Genomic DNA, 19,480 nt, shown 5'->3' with positions numbered 1-19,480 from the left:
TGATATAATATAGTTAATATTTTGATAAAAGGAGTTAGCCATGAAAAAAATGACAATTAAAACATTTGTTCTTTCTTTCTTGACCATGTTTACTTTACTTTTTTTAGCTGCCTGCAGTAGCAGTCCTAAAAAGGCCTATTTTCAGTTGATTGATCAAAAGACCAAGCAAGACAGCCGGATCACTCTTGAATATAAGGGCGATGATTTGCTGAACAATGAAACCAGCAATGTTTTCTATTATGAGCCTATCGGATTGACAAAAGATACCGCCAAAGAACAAATTGGAGGCTACATGAAAACTCTGGAAAATATTAAAGGACTTACTAATAAAATCGAGTATAAAGACGATCATTTGACGCAAAAGATGACGATGGATTTTAGCAAGGCAGATATTTCAGAACTGAAAAGCAAACAACTTATCCAAACAGATGGAGACCAAAAAGCTAATTATATCAGTTATAAAGAAACGGTAAAATCTCTTGAAGCTTCTGGCTATAAAGAAGTCAAAGACGGCAAATTTGAAGAACTTAAATAAAAGCAGAAAACGGATAAGACTTTCTTGGTCTTATCCGTTCTTTGTTGATGAGATAGGTCATTCAAAATTGGGCTAAGTCAAAAAAGTGGACTATTCGATGACCTTCTTCATTTTTCTTTCAAAATCATATCTGCTCATCATAACAACGTGTTCGCAGTTGCTGCAGCGAATCTTGATATCTGCTCCCATGCGGACGACTTCCCAACGATTGGCCTTCTTGCCCGTCGACTTAATGGTACAGGCATGGGGCTTTTTCATTTCTACAAAAGTTCCAAGTTCGTACATCTTCTCTCCTTTTGACAATCTTTTTTTATTATCTTAGAAATACAGATTGGCGCTTCTCTCAACCCTAGCTGTATTATACCACAAGTTTAGAATCAGCTGGCTTGTAAATGATCAAAATAAGACAAGGCGGATTGAGTCAACCTTGTCTTAAATCTTATCTTCTAATTGGTACGGACTGGCGTGATCAGCTGGATAAAGTTTTCAGCATCTTCGCTTGGCACCAAGGTGAAAGGCCGAACAGCTGAAATAAAGCTGATGGTCACCTGCTCACTATCGACTGCCTTTAGCGCTTCGATCAGGTAGGTAGGATTGAAGCTGATGCTCAAATCTTCTCCTGACACACTTTCTGTATCAATTTCTTCATTCACGCGTCCAACTTCTGGTGAATGGACATGAGCGCTGACAATGCCCTTCACAATTTCTAGTTTCACTGTTCCGTTTTGAGTCGCATTGGACAGAAGACGAGACCGTTCCATGGCATGACGTAAATTATTGGTATTAAAGGTCACAACACTTGAAAATTCTGTCGGAATCAGGCGGTCTGTGTCAGGATAGTTTCCTTCCAGCAGGCGTGTATAGAAGCTGATATTTTCACTTCTAAAGAGAAGTTGATTATTGGCAAAGAAAACCTCTACTGTTTCAATTTCATCTGTGAAAACAGCTGTAAATTCACGCAGAGAACGGCTAGGGATCACCACATCAAAGTCATCACCCTTCTTGTCCAAAGTAATTTTCTTTTGGCTCATCCGGTGAGAGTCTGTCGCAACTGTTTTGAGGGATTGGTTATCTGTCAAAACAAAATGAACACCCGTCAAAATAGGACGGCTTTCTTGCGTGCTAGCAGCAAAAGCTGTCTCATTGATGATATTTTTAAGGACTTTTGTTTCTAAAACCAAAGGATTGCTAGTAGAGACTTCTTGGATACGTGGATATTGATCTGCATCTTTTCCTTTTAGCGTAATTTCTGACTTGCCACTGGTAAGGACGATTTGTTTTTGCTCAATTTCTTTAAAATCAAGCACGATATCTGGCAAGCTAGAAATGACATTGATAAAGAAATTTGCTTCGAGGAGGATAGAACCTGGTGAAGTAATCAAGAGTCCGGCATTCTCATTTTGCACTGAAATGAAGTTTTCAATGGAAATTTGGCCATTTGAACCAATCAAGGTAATGCCTTCTTTCGTTACATCAATTTTAACAGTTGATAAAATTGGAATAGCGTTTTTTGTACTAATAGCTCTTTTAGTTGTATTCAAAGCTTGTAGGAATAAATTTTTATTAATAGAGAAGTGAATCATAGGGACTCCTTTTATTATTTATGATTATTAAGTTAATAGTAATAGTAGTTCTTGTGGAAGCTGTGGAAAAATGGAGCAAAGTATTTAAAATCAAGTTTTAAGACTTGTTCACAACCTGTGGAAAAAACTTTAGATTCGTTCAATCTTTTCCACACCCTTATTTTATCTTGTTTTTGATATTCTCGATTTCAAGTCGCAGGCTATCGTCAGTTTCGAGTCGGGTTTTGATTTTTCCATGCGCGTGAATGACTGTTGTGTGGTCTTTGCCACCAAATTCTCGTCCGATTTTTGGTAGGCTATTGTCTGTTAGTTCGCGGGCTAGATACATGGCCACTTGTCGAGCCAAAACGATATTTTGGACGCGACGACTTCCCTTCATTTCTTTGACACTGACGCCATAGAAATTGCCGACCTCAGACTGGATTTTTTCAATCGGAATGACTGTCACCTGACTAGAGTCCTGCTTGCGAGCTCGAATAGCTTCAGCAGCGATGTCAATCGTAATTTCCTTGAGATTACGGACTCTTGCAATGAGCGTAATATCATTGAGCGCCCCTTCTAGGTCACGGACATTCGAGTCAAATTGTCCAGCGAGGTACTCCAACGTATCATTAGGGAAAATATAGTCCAGATGTTCGATTTTATTTCGAAGGATGGCAATCCGCGTTTCAAAATCAGGTGGTGTAATATTTTGAGTGAGCCCCCATTTGAAGCGCGTGACCAAGCGTTCTTCCAAATTATCAAGATGATCTGGACTGCGGTCGCTGGTCAGCACAATCTGCTTGTTATCGCCGTGCAGAGCGTTAAACGTATTGAAGAATTCTTCCTGGGTAGAGACTTTTTTGCCGCCAAGAGACTGGATATCATCAATCAAGAGCAAATCCAAGCTCCGATAGATTTTTTTGAAATTATCCATGTCACCGAGCCTCAGATGCTCCAGAAAGTCATTGATAAAGGTTTCCGCTGGAATATATTTTACACGCGCATCAGGAATATTTTCTAAAATTTGATTGCCGATAGCATTCAGTAAGTGGGTTTTTCCTAGACCTGGTCCGCCGTAGATAAATAGGGGATTATAGGTAGTTGCTAGATTTTCAGACACAGCCAAGGCTGCTGCTTTAGCCCAGATATTTCCGTCCCCTTGCACAAAATTATCAAATGTATATTTAGCTTTTAATCCAGTATCAATTGGCGGTAAACTTGGCCGAAATGGCGTCTTATCAGGAAGTTCTTCCAGCTGATATTTAGAAATACTGTCATGTCCTGCTTCTTCAAAGACGTATTTGGCCGTGATTTGATCGTTGAAAATTTCAAAGCCAGCTGTGAGAATAACGCCCACTAAGTTTTGTTCCCAAAACAGCTGTTTGACTGGGCTATCCAGAAAGATAGTGGCCTGATTATTTTCAATGGCTATCAATTTTGCTTCTGCAACAAAAAAATCATAGGTTGTCTGTTTGAGTTGAGCAGCTGAAAGTTCTAAAATTCTTCGCCAAAATTCTTGCTCTTTGGTCATTGCCTCCTCCTTTTCAAAAAATTATTCTCTATGTCGACTCCCATTTTAACATAAAAAGGTTAAGTTTTCCACAAGTTGTGGAGAAAAATTAACAATGTTTATAAGACTTATCCACAGATTGTGGATTATCAGTAAAATCCCTATTTTTCAACATTTCAAGCTACTTTTAAAGGTGGAAAAGTCTGTTAGTTTGCAAAAAGAAAATAACAGCCCTATTTCAGGCTGTTTATAATTCTTTGATACTCTTCCTCGTTTTCAAAAGGAATAATGATCTTTCCTTTTGAAGAATTTTTTAATTGAATGGAGACATTGAGTCCAAGGATTTTTTTCAATCTTTCTTCTTCCGAATGGGAGAAAATTTCTTTGTTCTTTTTGTTCTTTGACTTTTTTCTCTTTTGTAATGAAAGTTCAAGAGCACGAACTGATAAATTATCTTGAATGATTTTGTCCAGCCAAAATACTTGCTCTTCCTTTTTGAGTGGGATGAGGAGACGAGCATGCCCTTGCGAAATCATTTCCTCTTTGACAGCGTCCATCATAAAAGCTGGCAGCTGTAACAGGCGGACAAGATTACTGATGTAAGGTCGAGATTTTCCCATGATTTTTGCAATTTCTTCATGGGTCAATCCTTTCTCAATCAGATGCTGATAGGATTCCGCTTCTTCGATTGGATTGAGGTCTTCTCTTTGCAAATTCTCGATGATGGCTTGCTTCATCATCTCATCGTCAGATAGATCTTTAATAAGGGCAGGAATGTTTTCTAAGCCAGCAATCTTAGCAGCTCGGAATCGTCTTTCACCTGCTAAAATTTCGTAACCAAATAAGGAAGATTTTCTCAAAATAATGGGCTGGATAATTCCATTCTCTTTAATAGAAGCTGCCAATTCATTTATTTTTTCTTGAGAAAAGCTTTTTCTAGGCTGATAAGGATTGGTTCGAATGTCTTTTAGTGGTATGTATTGATAATTTTCCATTTGTATATAGCATAACACACCTTTACGATCGTGTAAAGGTGTGTTGACAATTATGTAAAGGATTAGTTGTCACTTAAGTCCTGGGTTGATTTGGTCAATTTAATGGTTGTAGTGGCTTCTTTACCATCTCTAAAGTAAGTCACTTTTAACTCATCTCCTAGAGAGTGTCTGTAGAGAGCAGATTGTAAATCACTGGTTGACTCAACATCTTTATCATCAACTTTTGTGATGACATCGTATTTCTGAAGTTTATTTTCAGCAGGCATTCCTTCTTGCACAGAGCGGACAAGGATACCTGATTTTACAGATGAAGGTAGACGTAATTTTGCTAAGTCAGAAGTGGCGATATTAGATAAATCGAGCATTTGGATACCCAGAGCAGGACGAGTCACTGTTCCAGTTTTCTCTAATTGCTTGATGATATTGACAACATCGTTTGATGGAATTGCAAAGCCCATGCCTTCTACAGCAGTTTGACCATTGTGAGAGATTTTGCTGGACGTAATACCAATAACTTGTCCTTGGATATTGATGAGTGGGCCACCAGAGTTACCAGGGTTGATAGCAGCATCTGTTTGCAAGGCAGTTGTCGAAATATTTTGGCCGTCTTCAGATTGCAGGGTTACATTTCTACCCAAACTAGAGATGATTCCTTGTGTAACAGAGTTAGCGTATTCTGTTCCGAGAGGGCTTCCGATGGCAATAGCAGTTTCTCCTACTGTCAGGGAGTTGGAATCTCCAAATTCAGCTACATCTTTCACCTTTTCAGAGCTAATTCTTACTACAGAAATATCAGAATAAACATCTGATCCCACCACTTCACCAGGAACCTTACTACCATCTGCTAGTAGAATATCGGGATTTTTTGCTCCATTTAGCACGTGAGTATTGGTAACAAGGTAGGCATATTTTCCTTCCTTCTTATAAATGACACCTGATCCCTCACTAGCTACTTGAGGATCACTGGTTGATTCATTATTGATCACTCCTTCTTGATTAGAACCGGTATAAGTAATCACCGATACAACTGCGTTTTGCACTTTTTTTACAGCCTTTGTGGTGTCGTTTGTGTTTTTATAAGACGTTGATACAGTGGTCTTTGAGCTAGAAGGACTAATATTAGCCATTTTATTATTAACAAATGCAGTGGCTAAATTTCCTAGGCTTCCGCCAATAAATCCTACAACTAAAACAATAAAAAGCAACAAAGATTTTTTAAAGAAATTTGAAGCGTTTTTCATATTTTCCTCCTTGATTACAATTGATGAAATTATAGAAATCTATTCTTAATTATAACTTAAAATCCACAAGTTTTCCACAAGTTGTGGAAAACTTATAAAAAATGTTGATGGAGGTTAGAAAATACATAGATTCAACAAGTTTTCCATAAAAAACTGATGTGAATAAAGTGTGAAATCCATGTGGATATGATAGAATGGAAATATGAAAATAAAGCTTGTAACCGTTGGAAAATTAAAAGAAAAGTATCTCAAGGATGGGATTGCTGAATATGCCAAACGCCTGAGTCGATTTTCTAAGTTAGAAATTGTAGAATTAGCAGACGAAAAAACACCAGATAAGGCCAGTGAGCTAGAAAATCAGCAAATCCTCAAAAAAGAAGGAAGTCGGATTTTAGCAAAAGTCTCTGAACGAGAATTCGTGGTTGCTTTAGCTATTGAAGGAAAGCAATTTCCTTCAGAAGAGTTTAGTTCGATCTTGAGCGACATCACAGTCCGTGGCTTTTCCGATATTACTTTTGTGATTGGCGGCAGCTTGGGTCTATCTCCTGCTGTCAAAAAAAGAGCCAATCTACTGATGAGTTTTGGAAAATTGACCCTGCCTCATCAATTGATGCGCCTCGTATTGGTAGAGCAGATTTACCGGGCTTTTATGATTCAACAGGGGAGTCCCTACCATAAGTAAATCTTGACGATAATAGATTTTTCTGATAGAATGAAAAGGTATCGGTCTCATAGCTCAGCTGGATAGAGCATTCGCCTTCTAAGCGAACGGTCGCAGGTTCGAATCCTGCTGGGATCATAATATACACTATTCAGACACGAAAAATTTCGTGTTTTTTTATTATATTTTTTGAGAAAACGACATTTCAGGAATAAAAAATGACATTTCAGGGAAAGATGACAGATTATTTGAAATTTTATTTATAATAGATTTTGTAAGGTAACACTTACGAAAAAATTTTTAGGAGAATCTATTATGAAAAATACTCAGAAAAACTTAAAAACAATCGCTCACTTCCCAGTCTTGAATGAAAAAGAACTTACAGAAATTCTTGGAGGAGATTTTAGAAAGATAGGCCTTCCTCGAATTATTTTTAAGTAAAGGAAGTAATTAGGAGATAAAAATGATATTAAACTTCATTTTATGGTTTATATGTGAATTAATAGAAATTTTTGCAATTGTAAAAATATATAAAAAAGTAGAAAGTAAAGTAAAATCTAGATTTTACTTTATTTGTCTTTGTATTTTTACGGTTATTATTGCTCCTTTAGCATCTCTGATTAATTTATTACTCTATTACATCATCTTAATGGTACAACCTTTCCTTTCTCTCTATAATGAAATTCGTGGTTTTCGTCATGATTATGCCGGCATGCTGACTAGCTTTCAGACGGCCATCAATACTCAAGATATCAAGGAAATTGAAAAAATATATCAAGAAGTTTTAGTTGATGCAAATTTAAAATTACGCTCGGATAAATACACTTATTTTGATTTGAACAATGTTGGCGACTCAGCTCTCCGAAGCGTTATGACAGAGACTTTATTCAAGGCGCGTGAACACCAGATTGATTTGACATTCGAAGTCAAAGATCCTGTTGAGAAATTACCGATTAAGCTATTAGATGTGGTAAGAATGGCTAGTATATTGCTAAACAATGCTGTTGAAGGCGCAATCGAAAGCTATGAAAAAATGATTCATGTGACTTTAGTTCAACTCGATACGGAAATCATTTTTGTTGTAAAAAATTCCCGCAAGCAAAGGAAATTAGATTTAGAAGAAATTTATGAACCAGAGTTCTCTACTAAAGGTTATCGAAGAGGCCTAGGTTTAAATAATCTGAAAGAAATTTTAGAGAATTATGAATATATCATGCTGGATACAGAAATAAGTAAGTATGATTTCACACAAGTATTAACAATTAAAAGAAGGAATAGTTTATGAGAATCTTAGCATTAGAAGATACCTTAGCCCACCAACTCCGTATGGAAAAAACTTTAGCAGAGATTGCTGAAGAAATGGGTCTCGATATCCAGGTAAAAATTACAGGAAAAATTCTGGAATTTAAGGACTACGTCGAAAATGAAGATGTCAATCAGATTTATTTTCTGGATATAGATATTAAAGGGGAAGAGACCAAAGGACTGGAGGTCGCTCGTTTTATTCGTCACCATAATCCATATGCTATTATTGTCTTTGTAACTTCAAAATCAGAGTTTGCGACCATGACCTTTAAATATAAAGTATCTGCTCTTGATTTTATTGACAAGGATATTAACGATGATTCGTTTAAAAAACGTATCAAAGATTGTATCATTTATACGAAAAACACCTTAATTACAAACACCAATATGGTTGATTACTTTGAATACAGCTATCGAGGCAATGATGTGCGCGTGCCATTTAATGATATTTTGTATATCGAAACCTCAAGCTCCTCCCATAAGTTACGGATGGTCGGAAAAAACTTTATAAAAGAATTTTATGGAACGATTGCCAGTGTTCAAGAGCAGGATGAGAAAACCCAACGTTTCTTTGCTTCCCATAAATCTTTCTTAGTCAATATCGATAATATCTGTGATTATGATAAGAAAACAAAGGAAATTATATTTTATGAAGGCCGTCGTTGCCCTGTTTCTAGGCTAAGAACAAAACATTTAAAAGAAATTTTAAAAAATAAATAAAAAACTGTTGACAAAGATTCAAAACCTGATATAATAGAATATGTTCTGAAAAGAACATAGATGGTCCGTTGGTCAAGGGGTTAAGACACCGCCTTTTCACGGCGGTAACACGGGTTCGAATCCCGTACGGACTATACTATCCGCCATAGCTCAGTTGGTAGTAGCGCATGACTGTTAATCATGATGTCGTAGGTTCGAGTCCTACTGGCGGAGTAAAAGAGTTTCAGGTATGCGACTTACCAATAATGAAAAGAGGACAATTGTCCTCTTTTTTTGTATGATATCAGGCAGAAATTTGATAAGTTTGATATAATAATTTTAGAAAATATGTTCAAGAGGTTTCTTATGAAATCATTAAAATTTCAGTCTGTTTTTGACATTATCGGGCCTGTCATGATTGGTCCTTCCAGCAGTCATACTGCAGGGGCTGTGCGTATCGGTAAGATCGTATCCTCTATTTTTGATGATACACCAACCGAGGTTGAATTCCAGCTTTTTAATTCCTTTGCAAAGACTTATCGCGGGCATGGAACGGATTTGGCTCTGGTAGCAGGTATTTTAGGAATGGATACAGATGATCCTGAAATTCCTAATAGCCTTGAAATTGCCCATAAACGTGGTATCAAGATTGTCTGGACTATTCAGAAAGATAGCAATGCTCCCCATCCAAATACGACAAAAATCACGGTTAAAAACGCCCATAAAAGCATCAGTGTAACGGGTGTGTCTATCGGTGGTGGAAATATTCAGGTGACCGAGTTAAATGGCTTCTCAGTCTCTCTCAGCATGAATACGCCAACCATTATCATCGTCCACCAAGATGTTCCAGGTATGATTGCCCATGTAACGGAGGCTCTGTCCCGCTACAATATCAATATTGCTCAAATGACGGTGACTAGAGAAAAAGCGGGTGAGAAAGCGATTATGATCATTGAGGTGGATAGTCGTAGTTGCGAAGAGGCTATCGAAGAGATTCGGAAAATCCCCCATCTTCACAATGTCAATTTCTTTAAATAGGAGAAGAGATGTTTTATTCAATAAAAGAGTTGGTTGAGCAAGCTGATTTAGACTTTAATGGCAATGTCGCTGAATTAATGATTGCGACCGAGTATGAATTGACAGGTCGGGAAAGAGACGAAGTTTTACGCCTGATGAGCCGAAATCTTGAAGTGATGAAAGCCTCAGTCCTTCTTGGGCTTGATGAGAGCAAGTCTCGCAGCGGATTGACCGGTGGAGACGCAGCCAAACTGCACCACTATATCCAGTCAGGGAAGGCCTTGTCAGATCACACTGTGCTGACTGCTGCAAAAAATGCCATTGCAGTCAATGAGCACAACGCTAAAATGGGGCTGGTTTGTGCAACTCCTACGGCTGGTAGTGCCGGCTGCTTGCCAGCCGTGCTTACATCAGCGATTGAAAAATTAGATTTGACAGAGGAGCAGCAATTAGATTTTTTGTTGGCTGCTGGTGCTTTTGGCTTGGTTATTGCCAATAACGCTTCTATTTCCGGCGCAGAAGGAGGCTGTCAAGCTGAGGTGGGCTCTGCTTCTGCTATGAGTGCAGCTGCTTTGGTTCTGGCTGCTGGTGGCTCTGCTTTTCAGGCGAGTCAAGCTATCTGTTTTGTCATCAAAAATATGCTGGGCTTGATTTGTGACCCAGTAGCTGGTTTGGTAGAAGTTCCTTGTGTCAAGCGAAATGCCATGGGAGCTAGCTACGCCTTTATCGCAGCGGATATGGCTTTGGCCGGAATCGAGTCTAAAATCCCTGTTGACGAAGTCATTGATGCTATGTACCAAGTAGGCTCTAGCCTGCCTACTGCCTTCAGGGAAACAGCTGAAGGAGGGCTAGCTACAACTCCTACTGGCCGCAGACTTTCAAAAGAAATTTTTGGAGAATAAATAGTATCTTTGAGTAATAAAAAATGACTAAATATGTTTAGTCATTTTTTATTATTTTAGTAAGCCCAAGCAGATAGTCCTTGTGCACTGTAAGCACGGTAAGCTGCTTGAATTTGATCTTCAACAGTTGCAGTAGATCCCCAACCTGGCATTGTTTGGAAAAGACCACTTGCTCCTGATGGGTTGTAAGCATCGACTTGTCCGTTAGATTCACGAGCAATAATATTTTCCCATGTAGATGCAGACACTCCTGTCATTTCAGCCATACGAGCAGCTGCGTAAGAACCTACAGCACCTGGAGTATTACCATTTGCGAGTACGACGTCTGATGAATAGGCAGAGTAGTCTGAAGTTGCAGTAACTGCAGGAGTTTCTGTCGTTACTGGAGTTTCCGTAGCTACTGGGGCAGCTGGAGTTACTGGAGCTGGGACTGCTGGTGTCGCTGGTGAGACAGCAGGTGCTGATGTTGTTTGTTTTGCAACATCTTTCAAATCACCTAATTCCAAAACTTGTCCAGTCATGATAAAATCTGGATTTGAAATTTTGTTTAATTCTACCAAACGTTCAACAGTTGTTTTTTTACTTTCAGCGATTTCTGATAGGGTATCTCCAGCTTTTACTGTATAAGATTCAGCACTAGCAACAATAGTTGATGCAAATAGTGTTGCTGTAGCAATCGTTCCTGCTAGAGTCAATTTTTTCACTTTCATACTCATTTTAAAAGTTTTCTCCTTTAGTTATAATACTATCATACACATTAAATATTACTAAAAGATTACATTTTAAGTACGAATATTACAAAAATATTGAGATTTACACATAAAAATATTATTTTAAAAGGATTTTTAGTGTATTTCATTAGATCTCTAACAAAAATATTGCTATCAAACTTATACTATTCTTTATTTTTTCAAGAAAAAGAGTAAGATACCGATCAGGAAAATAGAGAGAAGAGCAAGGTTATCAATCATTTTCCAAGAAAGTTGTCGATAGCGGCTTCTTCCTTCACCACCACTATAGCCACGCGCTTCCATTGCGATGGCTAAGGCGTCTGCCCGCTTGAAACTAGAAGCAAATAAAGGAATTAAGATTGGAATGATTGATTTAACCTTTTGAACAATCGTTCCTTCGCCAAAATCAACTCCTCGAGCCCTCTGAGCATTCATAATTCTCGTAGTGTCATCCATTAAAGTCGGTACGAAACGCAGGCTCATAGAGAGCATGAGACCAATTTCATGCGTAGGAACTTTAAAGACTTTGAGTGGCTTTAGTAGAGCTTCTACTGCATCTGAAAGGCTGAGTGGTGTTGTGGTTAAGGTCAACAGAGTTGAAAAGAAGATAATCAAAACAAAACGACTAAAGATAATCCCCGCTTGAGAAAGACCAAATTCCGTAATTTTAATGAAACCAAACTGGAAAAGTACCTTGTCTCCTCCTGTCAGAAAGAGCTGGAAGAGGGTGGTAAAGGAAATAATGAAAACCATTGATTGAATGCCCTTTAGAAAGAATGTCAAAGGAACTTTTGAGAGAAAAATCAGAGTAAAAACGAAAACAAATAACAGCAAATTAGTGATGAGATTGTTGGCCCAGAAAATCAATAAAATAAAGAAGAACATGGCCACCAATTTACTGCGCGGATCCAATCGATGGATGACTGAATTTCCTGGGATATACCGTCCTAAAATCAATTTATCCATGCAGCATCTCCTTAAATTCCTCAATCGTAATTGGATAATGAGAAAATTTCATTCCTTTTTCAGCTAATTCTTGGGAAAATTTCGTGATTTTAGGCACTCCTAGCTGAATCTTTTCCATAAAATCGACATCTTGAAAAACTTGAGCAGGCTGACCGCTTTTGACGACGCGGCCCTTTTCCAACACATAGACTGTATCGGCAAAATTCGCTACATCATCCATTAAATGGGTTACAAGAACAATGGTCATTCCAGCTTGATGCAGTTTTTTAAAGAGTTCCATCAATTCCTTACGTCCTGCTGGATCAAGTCCAGCCGTTGGCTCATCCAACACCAAGATATCAGGCTCCATTGCTAGGATTCCGGCAATGGCAACCCTTCTCATCTGTCCGCCAGAAAGTTCAAAAGGACTGCGGCTAAACAATTCTTCAGAAATGCCGACAAGGCTTAATTTTTCACGCGCTAAAGCCTCGGCTTCTTCTTTAGAGACACCAAAATTTTGCGGACCAAAGGCTACGTCTTTCAAAACAGTCTCATCAAAAACCTGACTTTCAGCAAACTGAAAGACCAAACCAACCTGTTTACGAACTTGTTTGATGTCCTTGTTAACAGAATTTGAAGTAATGGTAACATTGTTGACTTGCACGCTGCCCTCACTCGGAGTCAGCAAGCCATTCAAGAGCTGTAAAATGGTTGATTTTCCGCTGCCAGTGTGCCCAATCAAAGCCGTATAGCTGCCATCTTTGATTTCCAAATCAACTTCAAAAAGCGCTGGACCCTCAAATGGAGTTCCAGCCTGATAGGTATAACTGACTTTATTTAGAGTAATTCCCATAATTGTTCCTGCAATTCTTTTTCAGTTAAATAGGTTTCTGGCAGAGTTAGCCCAGTTTGAATCATGGCAGCTTTGACCTGGTTGACAAAGGGTTGATCCAAGCCCAAGTCTTCCAAATCAGGTCTGGAAAAGAGTTCTCTTGGTGTAGCGGTTGACTCAACTTGACCATTTTTCATAACGAGAACACGGTCACTCAGCGAAATCTCGTCCAAATCGTGGGTAATGGAGATGACTGTTAAATGATTCTTATCTTTAATTTTCTTGACAGTCCGAATCAATTCCAGTCGGCCTTCTGGGTCTAACATACTGGTTGCTTCATCCAAGATGATAATATCTGGCTGGAGCGCGACTACGCCAGCAATAGCGACTCTTTGCTTCTGTCCGCCAGAAAGTCGAGCAGGTTCTCTCTCTTTAAAATTCTGCATGCCGACTAGTTCCAGAGCTTCATGGACGCGTTTCACCATCATGGGATAATCCATGCCTTGATTTTCCAGACCAAATGCAACGTCGTCTTCAACAGTTGCTCCAACAAACTGATTATCAGGATTCTGAAAGACCATGCCGATTTGGCGACGTTTTTCCCAGACATTATCAGCCGTCAATTTATCTCCAGAAATGATGATATCACCACTCTCGGCCTCCAAAAGACCGTCAATCAAACGAACTGTAGTCGATTTTCCGCTGCCATTGTGGCCGACAATAGATAACCATTCTCCTTGTTTCACGTGAAACGAGACATCTTTTAAAATATAATCTTCAGACTTATGGTCATAGCGATAACTAAGATTTTTTACTTCAATGATATTTTCCATATTATTTAAATGTATCTTTAAAGAGATAGGCACTGCCCTTGAAATAATCATAGCCAGAATAAATAGTGAAAATCAGGGCTATGTAAAGGAGAATCTGACCGAGTGAAGTCCAATGGAGCAGGAGAAAGAGGATGGCAAACATCTGCGTGAAAGTCTTGATTTTGCCTGGCATAGCGGCCGCTAGAACTGTTCCGCCAGTTTCTACCAATAGGAGTCTCAAACCAGTGACGGCCAGCTCTCGGCAAATGATGATAGCTACCACCCAAGCAGGAGCCATTTTCATTTCAATCAGCATGATAAATGCAGACATAACCAGTAGTTTATCGGCCATAGGATCGGCAAATTTTCCAAAATTGGTCACGACCTGCCACTTGCGCGCCAGATAGCCATCCAGGTAGTCTGTGATGCTGGCAAGGGCGAAAATGATTCCAGCTAGGATATGCATGGCTGGCGAATGCCCGAAGGTCAAAATCAAAATAAAGATTGGGATTAAGGCAATTCTGGCAAGGGTTAAAGCGTTGGGGATATTTTCTTTTTTCATCATTCTTCCTTTATGATTCAATTGTAAGGGTGATTATAGCACTGTCGCTGGTCAAGGTAGATAGGTCTATTTTCTGACTGCCGACAGTGACAGTGACGCCTTTTACAACTCCTAAGGTAATTGTATAAGTGGTATTGGGAGAGAGTGTCACTGTTTGGCTTGATTGGGTTGGAGTAAGGGTTGTACCAGCTGCAAGTTCTGTATTTGTCACACTAATCCAGCTTGAGCTGTTGCTCGCTGAGATTGTTAACTGAGTAGTTTGCGACTCGCCGCGATATTTTGCAGTCAAATAGTTTCCTTCTCCAGTGACTTCCAGCTTTTCTTTTGTTGAGCTAGAGTCTGTTGTGGAGGTCTCAGGTGGAGTTGAACGATCTTCGAGATTTGAGCTTGAGACGAGGCTATAACTATCGGAGCTGGCAAACTGCGGAGTAGTTGTATTTGCATATTGCCAAACGTAATAGGTGACAAAAATAATGATAGACAGGGCAACTACTAGGAAATAAAAGAGCGGAAGTGAAAAGGAACGATTTTTATATTTTCTGCTTCGAAATTCTTCGTTTTCAGCTAATTCAATTTCGTCATAAACGACAGTATTATCTGTGTCGTATGCCTCCAATAGAATCTGCTCGTCTAAATCCAGAGCCCAAGCGTATTTTCTCAGCAGGCTACGGACGTAAAAGGCATTTGGAAATTTCTCATATTGATTATTTTCAAGAGCCTTTAGGTAGTCAGTTTTTATATCTGTTTTTTTGGCTACATCTGCTAAAGTAAGTTTCTGGTTTACTCGAGCAAGTCTGAGTACCTCTCCTATCGTTTTTTTTCTCATAAGGATAGTCCTTTTCTCTTAGACATTATTCTAACAAAATTTTGAAATAAACTTGGAACTATTTTGGGAAAATAGTAAAATCTGTCATATCACACTGGTCAATAAACCGACGTCCAACTTTTAAGACGTCATTTAAAGTGATATCCTGTAAAATCTTAGGTAAATCAAAAAGATTCTCCCCTTTTAAATGCGGTTCATATTGGGTTGCCATGTATTCAAGAGAATTTAGCCCATGCAGCAGATCTCCAAACATTTCACTTTTAATCGTATCTAGATGTGTTTCTGTGACATCTGGATCCTGAGCAAATTTCCGGATGGCTGAACGGAATTGATGAGAAATTCCTACGGGTTCCTGCGTGTCCATAGTTAAGATGACAAAGTGGAAATCTTTTTCCACCTCTACTTCAAGAGTGAGCGAATTGTCAATTTTTCCGTTTTCATACAGGGTCTGGAAACGCTTGGAAGTCCAACCAAACATCATGGCAAAAAGCAATTTCAGGGCAATTTTATAGCGATAAAGCTCCGTATCCTGTATCGTATCTTTCCCACGAATACCAATCGCCAACTTAGGGCTTGCAACTTCCATCCGACTAGTAGCAGTTGGAATTACTGGCTGTAAGATGAGAGGCTCTTTTTCAATCGTTTCAGTTAATAATTTAGGAGATAAGGTCTCTTGTGTTTGGACAATATCTTCAAAAGTGGACTCCAAATCAAAATTACCAATGACAAATAAAGTCATATTGGACGGACGGTAGAAAAGCTCAAAGTTTTCTGTCAGATCTTCTACAGTAATATCCATAATTGACTCTGTCGTTCCGGCAATATCTTCTGCTAGTGGAGTTTGAGGGTAGAGATTACTCAAAGCACCAAAGAAGAGCCGATAATCTGGATCGTCTTGGTACATCTCGATTTCTTGCTGGATAATTCCTTGCTCACGCTGAACAGATGCTTCTGAAAAATTGGCTTGGGAAACGAGTTCCTGCAACAGCTTCAGATTTTCTGCTACACAGTTTGTCGTAGAAAACAGATAGCTGGTACGTGTAAAGCTTGTAAAGGCATTACTTTCTGCGCCAAATTTAGTAAATTCCAGCAGCAAATCCTCACCGTTTTCACGCTCGAATAGTTTATGCTCCAAAAAATGCGCAATCCCTGCTGGATAATGAGAGACTTGCTTTGTTTCACGTGAAACAACCTTAGTATCAACAGAGCCAAAATGTGTTGAGATGATGCCGTAGGTTTCATTAAAATCATTTTTAGGGAGTAGGTAAACCTGCAATCCATTTGCTAGCACCGCCCGATAGATGCTTTCTCCCACGGCTATATAATTGATTTTTTCTAAACCTGGATTCTGCATTATTTCCCTTCCATAAAGTAAATCGCCTGTAATTTCAACTGCTGGGATGCCTCTATAAGATCAGCTTTGCTGACATTTTCTAATGCTTTCAGCCAAGCCTCTAGTGACAGAAATTTTTTCCCTAGAACAGAGGACATGTAATCACGCTCAATCAAGGTGTTTTGTCGATCCTGAGCCAGAAGTATTGAATTTTTCAGCATATTCTTGGTTTGTTCAAGTTCTTCATCTGTGAAATGCCCCCGTTTCAAATCTAGAATTTGGCGGTTGATTAAAGCGATGGTCTTTGTCCGATTTGCTCGGTCAATTCCAGCATAGATTCGCATCAAACCAGAAAAAATATCAAAACTACTAGAAATAGTGTAGGCTAGGCTCTCTTTTTCCCGAACATTGACAAAGAGTTTGGAATGAGCAAATCCTCCCAATAAGCCATTCAAAACAATCAGGGGCAGATGGGCACTATCTCCATATTGACTAGAAAAATGGTAGGCCAGTTCAACAATGGACTGATGCACATCTCGCTGCTCCAGCTTTTCTTTCGTTATATTTGAATAGTTTTGTTGGTAGCTAAGCTGTAAAGACTGCTCTCGCTCAGAAAACTGGAATTCTTGGATTTTCTCACGGACAGCAATCTCATTGAAATCACCGATGAAGAAAAAATCGATTTGATCCTGATTTAGCATTTGCTGAAAAGCAGCAAAACTATTTTCAGCTGTTTCTTTTTCTACTAGCTCGATTGTTGCCACGCGTGGAATCCGCATTTCTGGTGAATCGTAAAATAAATTATTTAACTCTCTGTGAGCATGGTAGAAATGATTCTCAATTTCAGCTTCCAAGTCTGTTAAAACATTTCTCTTTTCAATTTCAAAGGTTTTGGTATCAAAAGCCTGTCCATTTGACAGAGGAAAAAAGAGACTAGCCTTCAAAAAATCTAGTATTTCATCTGCCAACATATTTTTTCGGCTTAAAAATTGATCCCGCACAAAAGAAAGATTGATATCCAGATAATGCACTAATCCCCGTCGTGAAAGACTTGTCGAATAATTAGCCCCATATAAATTCGCTAATTTTTCTCGAAAGGCTTGTGATGTTGGATAAAGAGCATTTGAAGTTTCCAGCATACTGGCCGTAAGAACCCGCCCAGCTATTGTTTTTTCAGACATAGGAGCTGAAAATCGCACTTTAATTTTATTGGTTTTAAATTTTTCTGACTGAATGAAGTGAAGATGTACTCCTTTTATGATTTCCATTGCTCTCCTCATACCGAATAATATAGACTTCTATTATAACACGAAATGCTGTTTAATGCTTTGTAAGGAACGGCATTTTTAGAGATTAAAGCGTTTTCTATTTTTCTAGTAAAACTTGTCCTTGAATGAGACTACCACGGAACAGTTTCTGCTTAAATTATGATATAATGACAAGGATTGAGGTGAAATATGGAATACAAATTATTTGACGAATTTATTACTCTACAGGCTCTCTTAAAAGAAGTCGGTATCATTCAAAGTGGCGGAGCAATCAAGTCCTTTTTGGCAGATCATCAGGTCTTTTTTAACGGTGAACTAGAAAATAGACGAGGGAAAAAACTTAGAATTGGAGATGTCGTCTCTCTCCCAGACCAAGAACTGGAGATCATCCTCCTTGCTCCAAGTCAGGAGGAAATTCTTGAACATCAAGAGGAGCAAGAAGAGAAAAAAAGAGTGGCGGAATTAGTTAAAGCCATGAATAAGGACTTGAAAAAATCTCAACCAGCGAAAAAAGAACAAAAGAAAAGAAAGCCCGAGCAGAAAAATAAAAAAGCACCTGTTCGCTTTCCAGGAACCTAAGCCATGTGGTTAAAAACGCTGAAAATTAAACATTTTCGTAATTACCAAGCTGCAGAGGTTGATTTTGATCCTGGTCTTAATATCTTTCTGGGGCAAAATGCACAGGGGAAAACCAATATTCTAGAAGCCATCTATTTTTTAGCCCTTACTCGCAGTCACCGGACCCGAACCGATAAGGATTTGATTCATTTCCAAGAGAATAATCTTCAAATTTCGGGAATTATTGAAAAAACAACGGGTAAAATCCCACTTGACATCGAGTTGACACCAAAGGGGAGAATCACCAAAATAAATCATTTGAAACAAGGGAAATTATCAGATTATATAGGGGTTGTCAACGTTGTCTTGTTTGCTCCAGAAGATTTACAGCTCATTAAAGGAGCCCCTGCTTTACGCCGAAAATTTATTGATATTGAGCTTGGGCAAATCAAGCCCATCTACCTTGCTGACTTATCTAGTTACAATCATGTACTCAAGCAAAGAAATGCCTACCTTAAGGCTAATGATAAGGTAGATGAAACCTTTCTCTCTGTTCTAGATGAGCAACTGATTGATTTTGGTTGTCGTGTCATGCAACATCGCTTAGACTTTATTGAAAAGCTAGAAGGTTTTGCTCAGGAAAGCCATAGCGATATTTCTCAAGGGAAAGAGAATTTGACAATCAAGTATTTGTCGTCTGTTCCGTTTTCACGTCTCGAAGATTTGGAAGCTTCTTTTCGGTCAGCCTTATCAGAAAGTCATAGAAGAGACCTTTTCAAAAAAAATACTGGTGTTGGACCTCACCGAGACGATATCAACTTTTTTATCAATGATATGGATGCCGGATTTGGTAGCCAAGGTCAGCACCGTAGTGTTGTTCTATCTCTCAAGTTAGCTGAAATCAAACTCATCGAGAGTCTTACAAAAGATACTCCGATATTATTGCTTGACGATGTAATGAGCGAACTTGACAATATGCGTCAATTAAAATTGCTAGAAACTATCTCTCAAAATATTCAGACTTTCATCACGACAACCAGCTTAGATCACTTACATAATCTACCAGAAGATATTAATATTTTTCAGATAAGTCAGGGTGTAATTAAGAAAGAAGAAAATGTAGGTTTTACAAATTAGTAAAATAACTGTAAATTGAATTTACAACATTGTAAACTAAAAACAA

21 protein-coding genes, 3 tRNA genes and 1 pseudogene are annotated in these 19,480 nt (G+C 38.6%); 12 read left to right on the top strand and 13 right to left on the bottom strand.

Going from position 1 to position 19,480, the window contains the following annotated elements:
- Positions 1-40: 40 nt before the first annotated feature.
- Entirely contained in the window at positions 41-535 is a 495-nt protein-coding gene (locus tag D8790_RS09725; RefSeq protein ID WP_125388439.1) for a DUF1307 domain-containing protein, read from the top strand.
- A 90-nt stretch (positions 536-625) separates the two neighbouring features.
- Here the strand turns inward: D8790_RS09725 and D8790_RS09720 are convergent, their stop codons facing one another.
- The 5 genes from D8790_RS09720 to htrA form a co-directional block, all read right to left on the bottom strand.
- Positions 626-820, bottom strand: a complete 195-nt coding sequence (locus D8790_RS09720) for a DUF951 domain-containing protein (RefSeq protein WP_005591376.1) — start codon at positions 818-820, stop codon at positions 626-628.
- 161 nt (positions 821-981) lie between these two features.
- Positions 982-2,118 carry a DNA polymerase III subunit beta gene (gene dnaN / locus D8790_RS09715; protein WP_125388438.1) on the bottom strand — a complete coding sequence of 379 codons (1,137 nt, stop codon included), beginning with the start codon at positions 2,116-2,118 and terminating at the stop codon, positions 982-984.
- A 157-nt stretch (positions 2,119-2,275) separates the two neighbouring features.
- A complete protein-coding gene (gene dnaA, locus D8790_RS09710) occupies positions 2,276-3,631 on the bottom strand; it encodes a chromosomal replication initiator protein DnaA (protein ID WP_125388437.1) in 1,356 nt (451 codons plus the stop codon).
- 212 nt (positions 3,632-3,843) lie between these two features.
- Positions 3,844-4,605 (bottom strand): ParB/RepB/Spo0J family partition protein, encoded by a 762-nt coding sequence (locus tag D8790_RS09705; RefSeq protein ID WP_125388436.1) that lies wholly within the window; start codon positions 4,603-4,605, stop codon positions 3,844-3,846.
- 62 nt (positions 4,606-4,667) lie between these two features.
- Positions 4,668-5,846: a serine protease HtrA gene (htrA, locus tag D8790_RS09700; protein WP_125388435.1), complete on the bottom strand. Its 1,179-nt coding sequence runs from the start codon at positions 5,844-5,846 to the stop codon at positions 4,668-4,670.
- A gap of 202 nt (positions 5,847-6,048) precedes the next feature.
- On the opposite strand from htrA, the gene rlmH reads away from it, so the two are divergent.
- The 9 genes and pseudogenes from rlmH (at position 6,049) to sdaAA (ending at position 10,430) form a co-directional block, all read left to right on the top strand.
- Positions 6,049-6,528 carry a 23S rRNA (pseudouridine(1915)-N(3))-methyltransferase RlmH gene (rlmH, locus tag D8790_RS09695; protein ID WP_125388434.1) on the top strand — a complete coding sequence of 160 codons (480 nt, stop codon included), beginning with the start codon at positions 6,049-6,051 and terminating at the stop codon, positions 6,526-6,528.
- Positions 6,529-6,571: 43 nt separating this feature from the next.
- Positions 6,572-6,645, top strand: a tRNA-Arg gene (locus tag D8790_RS09690).
- 177 nt (positions 6,646-6,822) lie between these two features.
- The gene (locus tag D8790_RS09685; protein ID WP_125388433.1) at positions 6,823-6,948 is read left to right on the top strand and encodes a bacteriocin; all 126 of its coding nucleotides are present in this window, start codon (positions 6,823-6,825) and stop codon (positions 6,946-6,948) included.
- 229 nt (positions 6,949-7,177) lie between these two features.
- Positions 7,178-7,792, top strand: a pseudogene (locus D8790_RS09680) (GHKL domain-containing protein); the annotation flags it as partial.
- Positions 7,789-8,532, top strand: a complete 744-nt coding sequence (gene comE / locus D8790_RS09675; RefSeq protein WP_125388432.1) for a competence system response regulator transcription factor ComE — start codon at positions 7,789-7,791, stop codon at positions 8,530-8,532. The pseudogene D8790_RS09680 and the gene comE, both read left to right, overlap by 4 nt.
- A 62-nt stretch (positions 8,533-8,594) precedes the next feature.
- A tRNA-Glu gene (locus tag D8790_RS09670) sits at positions 8,595-8,666 on the top strand.
- A 5-nt stretch (positions 8,667-8,671) separates the two neighbouring features.
- Positions 8,672-8,745: transfer RNA gene (locus tag D8790_RS09665), tRNA-Asn, on the top strand.
- Positions 8,746-8,877: 132 nt separating this feature from the next.
- Complete coding sequence (sdaAB, locus tag D8790_RS09660) at positions 8,878-9,549, top strand: L-serine ammonia-lyase, iron-sulfur-dependent subunit beta (RefSeq protein WP_045499905.1); 672 nt, start codon at positions 8,878-8,880, stop codon at positions 9,547-9,549.
- Between the two features lie 8 nt (positions 9,550-9,557).
- Positions 9,558-10,430, top strand: a complete 873-nt coding sequence (gene sdaAA / locus D8790_RS09655) for an L-serine ammonia-lyase, iron-sulfur-dependent, subunit alpha (protein ID WP_125388431.1) — start codon at positions 9,558-9,560, stop codon at positions 10,428-10,430.
- A gap of 56 nt (positions 10,431-10,486) precedes the next feature.
- Here sdaAA and D8790_RS10945 read toward each other — a convergent pair whose 3' ends face one another.
- From D8790_RS10945 to yfmF, 8 genes are all read right to left on the bottom strand, one after another.
- Entirely contained in the window at positions 10,487-11,146 is a 660-nt protein-coding gene (locus D8790_RS10945; RefSeq protein ID WP_005591387.1) for a LysM peptidoglycan-binding domain-containing protein, read from the bottom strand.
- A 186-nt stretch (positions 11,147-11,332) separates the two neighbouring features.
- Positions 11,333-12,127, bottom strand: coding sequence for an energy-coupling factor transporter transmembrane component T family protein (locus D8790_RS09645; RefSeq protein ID WP_125388430.1), 795 nt, complete (start codon positions 12,125-12,127; stop codon positions 11,333-11,335).
- Entirely contained in the window at positions 12,120-12,959 is an 840-nt protein-coding gene (locus D8790_RS09640) for an energy-coupling factor ABC transporter ATP-binding protein (protein WP_125388429.1), read from the bottom strand. Before D8790_RS09640 ends, D8790_RS09645 begins: the two co-directional genes overlap by 8 nt.
- Positions 12,944-13,771 carry an energy-coupling factor ABC transporter ATP-binding protein gene (locus D8790_RS09635; protein WP_185761939.1) on the bottom strand — a complete coding sequence of 276 codons (828 nt, stop codon included), beginning with the start codon at positions 13,769-13,771 and terminating at the stop codon, positions 12,944-12,946. Before D8790_RS09635 ends, D8790_RS09640 begins: the two co-directional genes overlap by 16 nt.
- 1 nt (position 13,772) lies before the next feature.
- On the bottom strand, positions 13,773-14,312 hold the full coding sequence (gene pgsA, locus D8790_RS09630) for a CDP-diacylglycerol--glycerol-3-phosphate 3-phosphatidyltransferase (RefSeq protein WP_125388449.1): 540 nt from the start codon (positions 14,310-14,312) through the stop codon (positions 13,773-13,775).
- A 10-nt stretch (positions 14,313-14,322) separates the two neighbouring features.
- Entirely contained in the window at positions 14,323-15,138 is an 816-nt protein-coding gene (rodZ, locus tag D8790_RS09625) for a cytoskeleton protein RodZ (RefSeq protein ID WP_125388427.1), read from the bottom strand.
- A 58-nt stretch (positions 15,139-15,196) separates the two neighbouring features.
- Complete coding sequence (gene yfmH / locus D8790_RS09620) at positions 15,197-16,492, bottom strand: EF-P 5-aminopentanol modification-associated protein YfmH (protein ID WP_125388426.1); 1,296 nt, start codon at positions 16,490-16,492, stop codon at positions 15,197-15,199.
- Entirely contained in the window at positions 16,492-17,739 is a 1,248-nt protein-coding gene (gene yfmF / locus D8790_RS09615; protein ID WP_312023758.1) for an EF-P 5-aminopentanol modification-associated protein YfmF, read from the bottom strand. Before yfmF ends, yfmH begins: the two co-directional genes overlap by 1 nt.
- A gap of 189 nt (positions 17,740-17,928) precedes the next feature.
- On the opposite strand from yfmF, the gene yaaA reads away from it, so the two are divergent.
- On the top strand, positions 17,929-18,318 hold the full coding sequence (gene yaaA, locus D8790_RS09610) for a S4 domain-containing protein YaaA (protein ID WP_125388424.1): 390 nt from the start codon (positions 17,929-17,931) through the stop codon (positions 18,316-18,318).
- Between the two features lie 3 nt (positions 18,319-18,321).
- Complete coding sequence (recF, locus tag D8790_RS09605) at positions 18,322-19,434, top strand: DNA replication/repair protein RecF (RefSeq protein ID WP_125388423.1); 1,113 nt, start codon at positions 18,322-18,324, stop codon at positions 19,432-19,434.
- Positions 19,435-19,480 lie beyond the last annotated feature (46 nt).

The organism is Streptococcus cristatus (assembly GCF_003943535.1).
Taxonomy (GTDB): Bacteria; Bacillota; Bacilli; order Lactobacillales; family Streptococcaceae; genus Streptococcus; species Streptococcus cristatus_L.
The sequence above is the reverse complement of the archived record's forward strand: the minus strand, read 5'-3'. Positions and strand labels throughout refer to the sequence as shown.